At 38.0% G+C, this 15,239-nt stretch carries 14 protein-coding genes; 4 read left to right on the top strand and 10 right to left on the bottom strand.

From position 1 onward, the window contains the following. Genes PAT01_RS00135 through galU form a run of 5 tightly spaced genes read right to left on the bottom strand, consistent with a single transcriptional unit; the run spans position 1 to position 4,985 of the window. Positions 1-915, bottom strand: a complete 915-nt coding sequence (locus PAT01_RS00135; RefSeq protein ID WP_004587718.1) for a glycosyltransferase family 2 protein — start codon at positions 913-915, stop codon at positions 1-3. A 51-nt stretch (positions 916-966) separates the two neighbouring features. After that, on the bottom strand, positions 967-1,860 hold the full coding sequence (locus PAT01_RS00130; RefSeq protein ID WP_138577736.1) for a glycosyltransferase family 2 protein: 894 nt from the start codon (positions 1,858-1,860) through the stop codon (positions 967-969). A gap of 12 nt (positions 1,861-1,872) precedes the next feature. Beyond that, positions 1,873-2,850 (bottom strand): NAD-dependent epimerase/dehydratase family protein, encoded by a 978-nt coding sequence (locus PAT01_RS00125; RefSeq protein ID WP_138577738.1) that lies wholly within the window; start codon positions 2,848-2,850, stop codon positions 1,873-1,875. Then, on the bottom strand, positions 2,843-4,048 hold the full coding sequence (locus PAT01_RS00120) for an O-antigen ligase family protein (protein ID WP_154944328.1): 1,206 nt from the start codon (positions 4,046-4,048) through the stop codon (positions 2,843-2,845). The genes PAT01_RS00125 and PAT01_RS00120 overlap by 8 nt, the downstream gene beginning before the upstream one ends. 49 nt (positions 4,049-4,097) lie before the next feature. Next, positions 4,098-4,985 carry a UTP--glucose-1-phosphate uridylyltransferase GalU gene (gene galU / locus PAT01_RS00115; RefSeq protein ID WP_154944326.1) on the bottom strand — a complete coding sequence of 296 codons (888 nt, stop codon included), beginning with the start codon at positions 4,983-4,985 and terminating at the stop codon, positions 4,098-4,100. Between the two features lie 341 nt (positions 4,986-5,326). On the opposite strand from galU, the gene PAT01_RS00110 reads away from it, so the two are divergent. From PAT01_RS00110 to PAT01_RS00095, 4 genes are all read left to right on the top strand, one after another. Then, positions 5,327-5,926, top strand: coding sequence for a transglutaminase-like cysteine peptidase (locus PAT01_RS00110; RefSeq protein WP_282448173.1), 600 nt, complete (start codon positions 5,327-5,329; stop codon positions 5,924-5,926). 25 nt (positions 5,927-5,951) lie between these two features. Then, a complete protein-coding gene (locus PAT01_RS00105; RefSeq protein ID WP_154944322.1) occupies positions 5,952-7,955 on the top strand; it encodes a bifunctional diguanylate cyclase/phosphodiesterase in 2,004 nt (667 codons plus the stop codon). A gap of 22 nt (positions 7,956-7,977) precedes the next feature. Next, positions 7,978-8,532, top strand: a complete 555-nt coding sequence (locus tag PAT01_RS00100; RefSeq protein ID WP_138577748.1) for a hypothetical protein — start codon at positions 7,978-7,980, stop codon at positions 8,530-8,532. 96 nt (positions 8,533-8,628) lie between these two features. Then, entirely contained in the window at positions 8,629-9,936 is a 1,308-nt protein-coding gene (locus tag PAT01_RS00095) for an O-antigen ligase family protein (protein ID WP_138577750.1), read from the top strand. Between the two features lie 408 nt (positions 9,937-10,344). Here the strand turns inward: PAT01_RS00095 and PAT01_RS00090 are convergent, their stop codons facing one another. The 5 genes from PAT01_RS00090 to tmk all read right to left on the bottom strand — a co-directional run bounded on the left by PAT01_RS00090 (position 10,345) and on the right by tmk (position 15,239). Then, a complete protein-coding gene (locus PAT01_RS00090) occupies positions 10,345-12,204 on the bottom strand; it encodes an alkaline phosphatase D family protein (RefSeq protein ID WP_154944320.1) in 1,860 nt (619 codons plus the stop codon). A gap of 3 nt (positions 12,205-12,207) precedes the next feature. Continuing rightward, on the bottom strand, positions 12,208-12,987 hold the full coding sequence (locus PAT01_RS00085; protein WP_029773701.1) for a TatD family hydrolase: 780 nt from the start codon (positions 12,985-12,987) through the stop codon (positions 12,208-12,210). A 371-nt stretch (positions 12,988-13,358) separates the two neighbouring features. After that, positions 13,359-13,685 (bottom strand): PilZ domain-containing protein, encoded by a 327-nt coding sequence (locus PAT01_RS00080; protein WP_004587696.1) that lies wholly within the window; start codon positions 13,683-13,685, stop codon positions 13,359-13,361. Between the two features lie 11 nt (positions 13,686-13,696). Next, on the bottom strand, positions 13,697-14,611 hold the full coding sequence (locus PAT01_RS00075) for a DNA polymerase III subunit (protein ID WP_054982362.1): 915 nt from the start codon (positions 14,609-14,611) through the stop codon (positions 13,697-13,699). 1 nt (position 14,612) lies between these two features. Beyond that, a complete protein-coding gene (gene tmk, locus PAT01_RS00070; RefSeq protein ID WP_004587694.1) occupies positions 14,613-15,239 on the bottom strand; it encodes a dTMP kinase in 627 nt (208 codons plus the stop codon).

Genomic DNA, 15,239 nt, shown 5'->3' with positions numbered 1-15,239 from the left:
TTAACTTAATAAGCGTTTACGTATTGGTAACCATAGCAGCCTGCAAGCTGTTGGGTTTATAACTGCAATAGAAAGTGATTTTAAAATCTTTTTACGCTTTATTGATTTTACAAGCAAAATATAAGCTTTAGTGTTTGATAAGTTTCTATTTCTTATTTTAAGAGCTGCATTTTCACTTTTATTAAGTTCATACATCTCTACAAATTTTCTATCGCCCCACTGAAACCTTGAAATATGCCCTTCCGTTAACTGGCCAGAAATGGAGTCGCCTCTAATGGTGTATACATACCCGAAAAAGTCTAAAACTTTTGCTACTGCATTAGCCGCTAAACACGATGCTAAAAAGTAGTAATCCTCACCAATTCGAACTTCAGGCCAGTATTCCACTTTTGTTTTTACTAAAAACGATTTTAAAAAAAGAGGCTTTACGTAACCTGTGGTTTTTTTACCCATGAAATCTGCATTCCCGCTTATAAATTCTGCTAAGGATAAGTTGCCTGTTTTGAGTTCATCATTAGTGTAAAAGGGAGATAGCGCCTGCTCTCCCTCACGGCACATATAAAAATTATCTATAAGAATATCTGTAGCATCATCTTCAGAATTAAGCATTTCGCTCAATCTATTAGGTAAGAAATAATCATCAGAGTCTAAAATTGCGATCCACTTACCTTTTGCAGCTTCAAATCCAATATTACGTGCATAACCTGGCCCCCCATTGCTATTCGATTTGATTAACCTAACCCGCTCATCGCGATAATTCTCAACAACCTCACAGGTGTTATCGCTTGAAAAATCATCAACAACGATAACCTCAAGAGAAACCTTTTGTTGAAGCGCCGAATCTATTGCTTTGCTAATAAATTTTTCTGAATTCCAAGCAGCAATAACAACTGATACTTTTAAATCAGCTTTCATCTAGTAACCTATTGCAGTTATCCATTGAATACATACTCCCTTTATCACTATCTAATACTGAATTATTTCTTTTTTACCAAACAGTTTTGCAAGCACCCCAACATGAAGCGTGCCTCTAAGGAGCCAATGATATTTTTTGTTTTTACCTAGTATTGAAAGTAGGCACATTAGTATACAAAATGAAAATTTACAGCTAGCTAAAGTGCTGTATTTTATTTTATCTAGTACACTGATATTTTTAGTTATTAGACGTGCGCCGCATGTTTGTCCAAACCTGAACTTCCTTTTTAATAACCACATCAGGTTGGCACGTTCAGGCGGTACATCTTCAGTAACCAATGCATCTTTTGCGAATGCAAAGCATCCACCATTAGAATAAACATAAGAAAAAAAGCTACTATCTTCTCCGCCTGATTTACCTAAAGCAAGATCAAACCTCAACCCCTTACAAGCTTGGTGCTTTAAGTTAATCAGAGCATTTGCTGTCGAAGTTGTTTTTATTACCCCTTTAACAAAAACTGGTTGTTGAGAATGAAAATCACATATTTTCATCCAGCTAGGCGCACTGTCGTCATATATCGCTTTAACAGGTCCACATACTACCGCTACTTTTTCCTGCTGCGCTTTTTTATATAAGTTTGAGAGCCAATTAATGGAAGCCACTTCATCATCATCTATACATGCCAACCAATTACTATCTGCATTGTCTAAACACGCATTTCTTGCAATAGAGATATTTTGAGAAGGGGCATGGATATAAATTAAGCGCAACCCAAACTCTTCTGCCCACCCCTCTATTTTAGCTCTTGCTTTATCGGTCTTATCATTATCGGCTATAAGCACTTTTAGCGTTATTTCTCTTGGCAAGCATTGCTTTGAGATAGAATATAGAGTCTCTTTAAGGCTATCTCGTTTATAAGTACAAATTGCCACGCAAATATCCATAGAGAGATCCTATTAATTAAACTTTCCATCTGTAGAGGATGACCACTTGCTTAAAGCGACCTCTACACCACCATCGAACTTTTTACCTTTAGATACTAACCACCCAGGGTAAACGTCTGTTGATTTAACTAACTTCATTACCCGCTCGGGGTGAATTCCAATGTTAAACGCATTAAATAAACGCAAAGTTTTAGCCACCCCGAGCACAATAAATTTTGGTAGCATTACTGTTTTTACGTCTGAAAAGTGGTTAGCCTGAAAAATATCTATTATATCTTCAAGTGTATAACCTTGATGGTATGCTCCATTAAATGTTATTAATGTCTGTCTTTGATCTTCAGCAAAGCTAATGGCTTCAATTAAATCATCTACATAAATGCATGCTTTTATTGTATTTTTCCTGCCCGGATAAATAAAAAAACCCTTACTAAGTAAAGTCGCTAGGCGCGTAAAGTTTCCCCCTTCTCCAGGCCCAAAGACTACTGCAGGCCGCACTATCACTAACTTATTAATTGCAGAGTTTTTATTAAGCCATTCTTTATGAACTTTCTCTGCTATCATTTTCGAGTATCCGTAAGATGATGTAGGCTGTAATTCGGTTTCTTCTGTTTTTTGATCTTCGCCCGGACCATAAACTGAAATTGAGCTAGTAAAAATTATATTTTTGATACCCGCTCTTTCAGCATACTTACATACTTCAAGTGCGCCACAGATGTTTGTTTCATAGTATTCATGATGTTCATGGCCAGGTGTCGTGTGGATAGCCGCAAAGTTATAAATTTTATCGATGTTATTGAATAGCTCTAATGATGATAAGTCCCTCACATCAGCTACAATATAATTCACCCCTTTGCGTGGGGATTTTGGCTCTTTTATGTCCACAGAGATAATAGTTGTACAACCTTGTATAAGAAGCTTATCAATAAGGTGTGTGCCTATAAAACCTGAGCCACCAAATATAATTACACCTTTAGGTATTTCTTTATTCATAACGCTCATCTTCCTTTAAATAAACCCAAGATACACACATAAAAAAATGAATAACTGTGAACTGCTCAAACCAAACAGCTTCTAAAAAAGTTTGTAAAAACATATAGCTTAAAATTAATATTGCAAAAAAATGTGAACTCCCATAAGCGATGTTATGTAAATCAAATATCCTACTTATAAATAGCTTTATTAAATATAGGTAAAGAAACAAACCAACTAGGCCAAGTTCAACGCCCATATCTACATACATATTATGGAAATTAAACCCTGCTCCAGAGGGGACATGGTGGAGTGCCCATATATCTTCGGCTATATTATTTCCAACATAAAATAAACTCTGGAAACCCACTCCAAGTAATGGATTTTCCTGTATAAGTGATATCCCTCTTGCCCATAAGTGTGTGCGACCTGTTAAAGTTGGATCTTTACCAATGCTATACATAAGTTCATTAAAACTGCCATTGATAAGTGAATAGACTAAAAGGAACATACCGGTTAAAAAAACTAACAAGATACTCCAGTTCAGTTTTCCTCTAGTGAACTTATTTAAAGCTAAATTTTGGTAATAAATAATTACAATACAAATTAATATACTACCTAATACAAACACCATTGCGCCCAATGACTTAGCTTTAATTAAAACTAAAGTCGAAGTAATTAATAGCACAACCCCTAATATACGACTGGACCTATCAATCATTTTATTGAGCGATAAGGTAAGTGCTAATGTAATGCACATAGAAGTATTTGCAGCTAAATAGTTTTTACTTCCAAAAATACCAATTAAACTTATTTCACCTGTCATACCATTTAGAGCAGTGCGAGATGAAACTAAACTCATCACCATAGCAATTAACATAATAAACGCGCCAGCCCTTAAAAATAAGTTAAGCCCCAAGCGACTAGCTATGACAACTGCGAAAATTGTAGTGAGTAAAAGCTGTATATTTGCCCGCAATGCCGTTGCTGGAATATCTGACCAAATAACAGATAATAAGCATAAAGCTGGTATTAAAAACAACTCCCAATTTTTTTTACATACTCTCAGGGTAAAGTTGATGCCTGATGCAGCATAAGCAGTCCCAGCTATTAAAAAAGTTAAAGCCGCAAACGCGCCAAACATCGTATTAAATAACAATGCACCAACAGCTAGGGCCCCCCAAAATGAGGCGTATAAATGATCTTTTTTTATAAACATAAAAACTTAAAATGATGAACTCGCTATGTAGCTTTTTACTCATTACATTTTATAAGAGTGCTTTCACTTCCTTTGTAAATGCTTCTCCCAATTGGCTTGATTTCATCGCATATTCAACGTTTACCAACATATAACCTAACTTAGAACCACAGTCGTGTGACTTCCCTTTTAGATGATAAGCCTCTAATGTTTCTAAGTGACGAAGTTGAAGTAGTGCGTCTGTTAGCTGTATTTCTCCACCTGCTCCGGGTGGTGTGTATTCAAGTAAATCCCAAATTATTTCTGACACGACATAGCGCCCAGTAATCGCTAGATTACTTGGTGCTTGATCATTATTTGGTTTTTCAATCATGTTTTTTATAACTGAATTCTCGCCGGCTTTTATTTTTTTACCCGCTAAATCAACCACTCCATATTGGTGAACTTGCTCTTGCGGTACAGGCTCTACCATAACTTGGTTATGGCCTGTTTTATCAAAGCGGTCTATCATTTGACTTAAGTTGTCAGTCTTTAAATCAGATTTATATTTATCAATAATGACATCAGGGAGCATTACCGCAAACGGGTTATTGCCAACGATAGGGCGTGCTGCAAGTACTGCATGGCCTAAACCTAACGGGGCCGATTGACGAACAGAAATCACCGTTACATCTTTTGGCACTATGGAACGGACCTCATCTAAAAGACTGCGCTTCACACGTGCTTCTAGAGTGGCTTCAAGCTCAAAACTCGTGTCAAAGTGATTTTCAATTGAATTTTTAGATGCGTGGGTGACTAAAACTATTTCTTTTATACCGGCAGCAACTGCTTCATCTACCACATATTGAATGAGTGGTTTATCTACCAAAGGGAGCATTTCCTTAGGAATAGCTTTAGTGGCTGGTAGCATACGTGTACCAAGGCCAGCAACAGGTAGAACAGCTTTTAAAACTTTCACATTAATTCCTTTTATCTTATATAGAACAAAAAAAGATCTCGCAAAGCAAAGCCCATTAACGTTCTCACATACCCTATGTGTCTTACAGTATACACGCCCAAACAATCTACTCAACCAAAAAAACATCCTTTTTAACTGTTTTTTTGTTAAATTTATGTTGCATAAAATTAAGGTTTTACGCACTAAATTAGTGCTTCCAATACTTTTATACTATCTACCTTTTTAATGTTAATGCAACTATACTAAAGCTCATTTTTAAAGGAATGCTTCAAAAGGGAATAGTAGTGCGCTTCATTTTTTGTGTTTTATTCGTATTATCTTTTGTTGTGCACTCCCAAGATATGCTTACGAATTTGCGTAATAACGATATAATTTCATTTGCCCAGCAACAGTATGGTAGCCAAGGACACGCACGTATTAAAAGCTGGTTAAGTTTTATAGATGAAGCTATCAACAAAAATGAATGGAAAAAAATACATCTTGTTAATGACTTTTTTAATGAAAAAATTAAATACAAGTCTGATCAAGCTCTTTGGCAGAAAGCTGATTATTGGGCAACACCACTTGAAAGCCTTGGCACTGGCATGGGTGATTGTGAAGACTATGTAATTGCGAAATACTTTACGTTACTCGCTTTAGGTATTCCTGAAGATAAAATTCGGTTAATGTACGTTCGTCATAAGGAGCTTAACCAACCCCATATGGTTTTAATTTATATTGAGCAGCCAAAGCAAATTCCTTATGTGCTAGGAAACTTCAATACAAAATTACTACCAGCAACTCAACGTACCGACTTAACGCCAATATACAGCTTTAATGGCCAAGGTTTATGGTTAGCTAAATCAAAGGGGTTAGGTAACAAAGTAAAAAACAGCCGTGGTGTATCTGCTTGGAATACAATGCTAGAGCGAATTGAACAAGGTGAGCTTGCTCCCATATAGAATAACGTTAAAGGAACTATTAGTTATGTCGTCTTTTTTTAAAAATGGCTTGAGTTTAAAAACGCAAGTTTATGGATTGATTATAGTCATTTCATTAATTTCTTTTTGTATTCGGGTAGTTACCGATGTAGATACCACTCGCCAGTATTTGCAAACCCAAATGGGCAGCCACGCTCAAGATACCGCCACAAGTTTAGGGCTTTCTATTTCGCCCTACCTTGAAGAAGACAGCATAATGATTGCTCAAACAATGGCAACGGCCATTTTTGACTCAGGTTATTATAAACAAATAAAATTTACTAATGCCCAGACTGAGGTGGTTTTTGAACTTGTAAACCCTAAGCGTGTTGAATCAGTACCTAATTGGTTTATAAGCGCAGTTAAGCTAAACGCACCAACTAGGCTGTCTGAACTAAACAATGGCTGGATTATGGCAGGTACGCTTGAAGTAACAAGCCATGTTGGGCAATCGTATCTAACCCTTTGGGAACATACTAAACGCAGCTTTTATGGGTCGTTTTTGTTATTAATAGCGTCACTGGCTGTTGCATTTTTAATACTGCGTGCTGTTTTTAAACCACTTAGAGCTGTAGAGAACCAAGCCCACCTAGTTACACGTAAGCGCTTTACACTCAACGATGAAATACCTGTTGCGCGCGAGCTGCGCACTGTAACTAAAGCCATTAACAATATGGTTATGAACCTGCAAAGTACGTTTGACTCGCTTACTAGGCAAACACAAGCCCTTACCGAAGAAGTATATATAGACCCTTTAACTGGTTTAGGTAACCGAAAGTCGTTTGATAATCATTTTAACTCGGTAGTTGACTCTATAAGTGACGAGACACCTATTACTGCAATGATGATTACCCTGCCCTCGCTTGCAAACATTAATAAAACGGTAAGTTATCAAGACGGTGATGAACACGTAAACGAAGTGGCAAACATACTCAAAACCACGTTTGGCGAGCTTACTAATGCAAAAGTGTTTAGGTTAAATGGCAGTACTTTTATTGCCCTTGCGCCCTACGATAGTGATTTTTTAAATAGAACTCGGCTTGAAATTATTGATGCATTTAGCCAGCAAAAAAATAGTTTGCATGTTAGTGGCTTTGCTAACTTTGCGTTAGTAAGTGTAGAAAAAGGAATGCCTGTAGGTCGCGTATTATCAGCGTTAGACACGGGCTGTACAATTGGTGACACAAACAATAATAAAATAGATAAAGACACTTTATTTAGTGTTAATCAGTGGCGCACACTTATTCAGTCAATTTTAGCATCTGGTGAAGTGAGTTTTTCAGTGCAACCTGTAAAACGTGCTAACTCACAAAATAAGCAATGCTATTTTGAGGTATTTGCTCACTTTATTCATGAAAACGAGAAAGTGAGTAACGGGCATTTGTTTGCTATGGCAGAAAAACTCAACTTAACTGAAGAGCTTGATAAAAAAATAATTCGTAATTTTGTTAATGTTAAAGAGCAATATCCAAACGATGTATTTGCACTCAACTTGAGTAAGGCATCTTTGTATTCAACTGATTTTATTGAATGGCTAACGCTTTATTCACACACAAAGCCTGTTATAAAAACTAACTTGTTATTTGAACTACACGAGATCAGCTTACTTTATAATGTTCATATTGCCTCGCAACATATAGACATAATAAAAGACATAGGCATTAATGTATGTATTGAGCATTTTGGTACTAGCCTCACCTCCTTTAAATACTTACAAGGCTTAGATATTGAGTATGTAAAAATAGACGGTAGTTACATACAAGACTTACTAGATAACAGCCAAAGCCAATTTTTTATTCAAACAGTTAATAATATTTGTCATGGTTTTGGTATAAAGGTGGTAGCTTGTTTAATTGAAAAACCTGAAACATTACATACACTTGAAAACCTAGGGTGTGACGGTATACAAGGTAACTTAATTATACCACCGTCAAAAGTTATAGAAACTAAATGTAGTGGTATGAATAAACAGTTTACTTTTTGTACCAATACGCTAAGGTTCTGTAATTAGTAACCTCTAAAAGAGGCTCAAAATGAGATCACTTATACTTGCTAGCTTGATTGTTGGCGCTTCGAGCTTTGTAACACTTCCAGTTTATGCTCAAGCAGACAACGATGTAGTTGTGCAAACTGGTAACCTAGATACTTTAATTAGTATTTTGAACAACGCCACAGCAGAAACTCCATCGGATGAGTTGCAACAAAACTTAGTAACTGCAATTGAGCAACTTTGCCAAAATACCGGACCAATTGATTTAGATTCTCCTATCGCTAATGGAACGTGTTCTGCTGAGCAGCTTGATATAATTATGAATGCAGTTATTGCAGCCATTGGCGCAGATAGCCCGTTTATTTCTGATTTTTTAGCGGCCTTAGTTACTGCAGGCGTTAATAGCGATGCAGTAACGCTTGCTGCAATAACAGCTGGAGTTGATGCAACTATTGCGTCAGAAGCAACAGCAGCTGGTCCTACAGAGCCTACCGCCCCAGCAGCTGGCCCTGTAATTGTAACCTTGCCTACAACAACCGTTCCTCAAGGCGCAGGTGGTACCGGTGGTGACGCTGGTATTTCTGAAGTTGGCAACTAAATTATAATTAGTTTTATAATACAAACGCAGCCTAATGGCTGCGTTTTTACTTTAAACACTATTGCTTAACTATTAGCTCGTTTTTTTGAGAAAGCTGTGAATCGTTTTATATTTTTTTTGCTGTGTGCAATTGTTTTTTTGCTGCCCCTTCCTTTAGGTAGCTACCGACCCTGGGCCATTATGGCAATGGGTATTTTAATTTGTAAAACCTTTGTTTTTCACCTGATTAATAGCGCTGTAAATAACCAAACGTTGTACCCTCCTCGCTATTCTTTACCCATTATTTCTGCTTTATTATTAGTATGCGCTATGTGTACTTTGCAATTTTTTACTCTGAGTTTAGACCCCTTTCAAACAAAACAAATGCTGTTAAAAACGAGCTTTATGGTTTGCTTTTGTTGGCTTATATTTATTTATTGCAATAATAGTGAGCGTATAAAAAAGCTTATTTATACCATTATTGCAGCGGGTGTTTTTCAGGCTTTGTATGCAACTTACCTGAATCTCTCACCTGATATTCTCAGCCCTATTTTTGGATATAGGCACACGCAACGCGCCATAGGTACGTTTACTTACTCTAACTTTTTAGCTAACTATTTAGCGCTATGTTTATGTTTGGGTATTGGTGTATTAGTGAGTGAATTAAAGCGAGGTAATCATGCAAGTGACCTTACATTTAAACAAACTTTGCGCGCCTGGACAGAAATACTATTAAGCTCAAAAATAATTTTGCGTATATCGTTAATTATTATAATTATTGCGCTAATTTTAACGCGCAGTCGAATGGGTAATTCAGCCTTTTTTATAGCACTGATGGCTGTTAGCTTGTTGGCTTTGTTTGTTTACAATAAAAAACCTAAAGCGTTTAAGTTACTTATTATTAGTTTTTTTATAATTGATTTGATCATTATTGGTGCAATATTTGATGTAGAAAAAGTAAAGCAACGTATAAGCGAAACCAGTATTCAATCTGAAACACGTGATGAAGTAGTTCGTGATTCAATCCCGTTAATACTCGACAAGCCTTTATTGGGTTCAGGTGGCGGTACGTTTTATACGGCCTTCCCTGCGTATCAATCTGAGCCGTACTCTGGCTATTACGATAATGCTCATAACGACTATATTCAATTTGCTGTAGAGCTAGGCATACCCGTAACATCAGCTTTAGGGGCGCTTATTTTATATTGCTTATGGTTATGTATTCAGACAATGAGAAAACGCAAAACAGCATTATTTCAGGGCGTGGCTTTTGGGTGTGCTATCGCTATTGTAGATATGCTGTTGCATTCTTCGGTAGATTATTCGCTCCAAGCAGGCGCTAACTCAATGTTGTTTATGGCTATATTATGTTTGGCGATTTTAAGTAATAAAATAGTTGTTAAGCGAGGGCGTGATTTTAAATAGCTATTCTTAAAAATATTTGCACAAAGAGGTTTAGAGACGCTCCGCTTTAGAGTAGTGATAAATAAAATGCCAGGATTGGTTATGTCTTTTCATTTACTCCTCATTCGCTTCTCTTTGTGCAATTGAACTTAGTTATTTTTCACAAAGAGGTTTTGAGACGCTCCACTGTAGAGCAGTGATAAATAAGATGTCTGGATTGGTTATGTCTTCACATTTACTCCTTATTTTCTTCCCTTTGTGCAATTAGCTTAAGTTACTTTTTCACAAAGAGGTTTAGAGACACTACGCTTATGAGTCGTAATAAACAAAGTAAAATGTCTGGATTGGTTGTGTCTTCTCATTTACTCCTCATTCGCTTCTCTTTGTGCAATTAAGGTTTTTACTTCACTCAACAAATTTTTCGCGGCTTTACTGCTCTTCTAAATCAAACTCGGTGGTGTGGCCGTCGCCGTGGATTAGTTGATAACGCGCTAAATCTCCTTGCTCCAGTGTAATTAAGCTAATGGCAGAGTCGCTTACTAGGTACTTTTGGCCTTCACCTTTGGTTTGGTGTTTATCTACTTCCATGTGCCAGCGTTTGGTGAAAAAGTTAAGCGGGCTTTTGGGGCCGTACAATATTGAGTCGAGCTTATCGAGTACATTAATTAGCTTACGCGGAAATTCGTTTTTAATACCGCTGGCGGTGAGCTGCCATATTCGGTTTGGGTGATCGCCAAAACGCTTTTGCACCGAAAAACAAAAAGAATAATGCACATCACCCGATAAAATAAGCGTTTCATTGGGTGTGTCTGTACGCCTAAAGGTATCAAGCAGTTTTTTGGCCGAGCCTTCGTGTGCCATCCAGTTTTCTACATCAACCATAAGCGGCTGCCCGCACATATTAAACGCCGCCTGTATTGCTTCTATTGATTTAACGCCAAACACAGGCGCTGGCGATACAATAATTACTTTGCTGTGGCTCAGTAGGCTTTCTTCAAGCTCTGTTAAGCGCTCCCAATCAAGTAAGCCTGAGGGTTCATTGAAGTTACTTTCGTTACGCCAGCGGTGTGTACGGGTATCAAGCACAACTACTTTAGGCGTGGTGGTAAGTTCATAATGCCAATAGTTAAATTCGTTCAGAGGCTTATCAAAGGCTTTAAACTGCCAACTATTGTTGGCGCTACGGCTTTGTTTAAAATCATTTATAAGCGCGCCGGTTTTATGTAGCGCGTCGTTGCCCAGCCCTTGAAATAGCCAATAACTTATCAGCCCATTATTAATGATGCGTTTACTACTTGGGTTTTGATTTATAGCTTGCTCCCACCCTGCTGTTAGGTTCCAATCATCGGTAACATCGTGATCGTCAAACATCATCAAGGTAGATACATTAGCAAATAAACGCTCTACGCTATTTAAGCCTTTTGCGTAGTCAATTAACGCCTTTTTTTCGGCGTTAAAAATGGTGTTATTTTTTTCATTGCCTTGTGAGTAATGGCTATTTTTAATATCAACGCATTGCCACGCGGCGGCACTAAAGTTAAGTAAATACAGCGCTATAAATTCTTCAAAGTGAATTAAGTGATTATGCGCTTTTACGCTAGAAAAATGAGGCTCGTCTTTTTTTAGCCAGTACCCAACGCCCAATTTTGAACGTTTTTGCCATGGCGTTTTTGGTAAGTAATGATGGCGGTTAAAAAGCTGCTCATTTATATCTGCTGGTAAATTGAGCTCAAGCGGTTGCTCTTTATAAAGTCCTAATGCATCTATTAGCTGATGAATAGCCAGTAGCATAGGGCCGGCTACATCATCGGCGTAAACTTGGTCTCCGCTAAGCAGTAAAAGCTGTGCGCCCTGCAGTTTATTACTGCGCTGGGTGTTTTGCCATTCACTTGCTGATACTAAGCTGTCTTTTGCGGGGTGATGGGCGTTGCGACACGAGCCATGTAAAATATGCGTAAGCTTATTGGCAATTGCAAACGAAGGCGCCGTTTGCCCTTCAAAGCACCAAGGAGTTAAGTCAATTTTTTGCTCGTTAATATGCAGTGTATACGCTAATAATGTGTCGAGCGGAAACTGGCTATCAACGGGTTTTATAATTATAAAATGTAGGTAAAGGTATTTACCTAATGCAATGCTTTGCTGCTCGCTGTAGCTTTGTTGGTTTTCAAGTGTGATTTGGCAGTTGCCAGGGCGTGAAGTAGCAAACTGTATACATATACCACTTTGCTCAGCTCGGCGCACTATAGGCCCCATTAGTAAAAGTGGGAGTTGCGCCGATTGAGTAGTCATGTGTTAGCCTTTTGCTGCTAATTTAAAAAGTGAATAAAAGTTATCAGTCGTTGCTTTTGCAAGCTCGTTAAAGCTAATACCTTTAAGCTCACTAATATAGTAGGCAACATCTTCTACATACGCAGGCTGATTTGTTTTTCCACGGTACGGCACAGGTGCTAAATAAGGCGAGTCTGTTTCGATGAGTAATCTATCGAGTGGGATTTGTTTTACAACTTCCTTAAGCTCTACGGCATTTTTAAAGGTAACAATGCCTGAAATAGAGATATAAAATCCCATATCAATCGCTTTTTTAGCCATATCCCAATCTTCGGTAAAACAATGCAGTACGCCACCGCAGTTTTCTGCTTTGTGCTCACGCATTAAGTTAATAGTATCGGCTCTGGCATCACGGGTATGAATAATCAGTGGCTTTTGTAATTCGTTTGCCACTTCAATATGGCCAACAAAACTGGCTTGTTGTACTGCGTGCGTGTCTTTCGAATAATAGTAATCTAGGCCTGTTTCGCCAATCGCGACTACTTTTTCATGCGATGCTAAATCAATGAGTTGCTGTTTATTAAGGGCATCTTTTTGATCAAGCGGATGCACGCCACACGATGCCGATACATCGTCGTAATGTTTAATTTTTTCAAGCATACTTGGGAATTGATCAAGCGTTACACTTACACATAAAAAGTGCTCTACTTGCTTTGCGCGGGCGTTGTCGAGTACTTGATCTAGGTTTAAATCTAATTTGTCAAAATCAAGACGATCTAAATGGCAATGAGAATCTACAATCACTATACGGCCTGTATGGTTTTGGGTGTTAAATTATACTAACCTGCAAAAATACTTAGTTATACCAATTTGCAATAATACCTAATCATTTTGCGGAGCTAAACGTGTCGCTGCCTGCGTTAAAAAACTCTCATTTACGACTGCATGGATGCAGAAGGTAGAGCAATGCAGGAGCAATTGTCGAGCACAACTAAATAGCGAATTTTTTGCCAAGCTATCAACACGTTTTTTCAGCCTTAAAGTAAATCACTTAAGTAAGCGAATGGGTATTAAACGAATTGATATAAGCAAGTTAGTATTGCAAGTTAACGAGGGTTAAGCGCTCGCTAACTGGCTGCTTTATGCATATTACTATTAAGCAAATGCGTTTAAAACTACATGGTATATGTAGGATTACCTGAGTTTAACATAGTGCCTAATAGCTTTTCGATTTTAGCGTTTAAATTTGTTTTATCATCTAAAAAGCTAATGCCTATACCTGGTGGGTTAGAGCTTTGTGCGCCTTGTGGTGTTATCCAGGCAACTTTACCCGTTACCACGTCATCTTCTAGCGCATCAGGTAAAGTCACTCTAAGCGCTAAAGAGTAGCCGATTTCGTAACGCATATTGGTACGTACAAATAGGCCGCCTTTTTTTAAATAAGGCATGTAGCAGCGATAAAGTTCGTCAAGGTTATCTACATCAACTAAAAGCTCTTGCATATGTATTCCTATTAAATGTTTCGCAGGGCATGCGCTAAACGCGACACTGCTAGAGGTAAATTTAGCCCGAGTACCTCTGTGCTATTTTGTAAAAATTCATTCAACGCTTGCTGAGCACTTTGGTACGCGTCAAAACTTAAACCCATTATAAGCTGCTGTTTTAATTGCTCGCTTAAAAATAATGTAAAAATGCGTATTAGCTCAGGTTGTTTGTTTATAATATTTACAAGCGGACTAAAATTATGGCTTTGTTTAAACTCAGTTGCAAATTTATATAAAGTATCAATGTGTTGCAGCTGCTCTTGCGCTTGCCACTGTTTAATTAAAAGTGGTTGCGTATAAAATAAAGGCAGCCACACATAGTCACTAATATTTAAATCGGCTAACCAGGTTTTAGCCGCTTCTGGGTTTGCAACTTTAATATCTGTTTTAGCACAGCGGCTTAAAATGGTGGCAGGTAACTGCGCAGTGTGGCTTGTGGTTAAAATTAAAAAACGGCTATTACTGGGCTCTTCTAAGGTTTTTAATAACGCGTTTGCTGCTGCCGTGGTCATTTTTTCGCAGTTTTCAATAATGGCCACTTTATTGCCATTTTGCGCAGCGGAGTGGTTCATAAAATCGCTTATCGCACGAATATCGTCAACACCAATGCTTTGCCCTTCAACTTGCGTTAGCCGTTTATCAGGGTGGTTACCCGCAAGTGTTAATGAGCAACTTTTACACTGCCCGCACGGGGCTAACTTGCTACCTTCGTTTTGCATGTGGGTATTAATATTTTGACATAATAAGCTATTAGCTAATTGCTCGCTTAGCTCAAACTTACCAACGCCTTTTGGCCCGCATAACAACTGTGCATGATGAAAACGCTGCGCTTTATAACTTTGCGCAAGCTGTTGTTCTACGTTATTAAGCCATGGCAATGCCATGTTATTTTAACCCTTCAAAAAAAGTGCGTAGTACATTGGTTATATCGCGGTGTACTTTATCAATACTTTGGTTGGCATCTACGGTTTTTATTGAGCTATCGTCATTTGCCAGCTCAACATAACGCATGCGCGTGCGCTGAAAAAACTCAATGGCTTCTTGCTCAATTCTATCAAGCTCTCCACGGCCTTTAGCACGCTCAAGGCCTATTACGGGGTCTATGTCTAGGTATATGGTTAAATCAGGTTTTAACCCTTTTAATACCATAGACGACAAAGACGATAAGGTATTAGCGCTTATGCCGCGCCCGCCACCTTGATACGCTTGAGATGATAAATCGTGGCGATCTGCTAATACCCACTGCCCTTTATCAAGCGCCGGATTAATTACATTATGCATAAGCTGCGAGCGAGCTGCGTACATAATAAGTAGTTCGGTTTCAAAGGCTATGTCTTCTTCATGCTCGGCTTTTACTAAAGTACGTAAAGACTCGGCAAGGGGTGTACCACCTGGCTCGCGTACGTTAATAAAGTCTATTTGTTTTTTATTTAAAAAGTCTTGGCATAACGAAATAGCCGTTGATTTACCTGCGCCTTCAAGGCCTTCAATAACAATAAATTTTGGTTTCAT

The organism is Pseudoalteromonas atlantica, assembly GCA_007988745.1.
Classification (GTDB): Bacteria; Pseudomonadota; Gammaproteobacteria; order Enterobacterales; family Alteromonadaceae; genus Pseudoalteromonas; species Pseudoalteromonas atlantica.
This window is presented reverse-complemented; position numbering and strand designations above follow the sequence as displayed.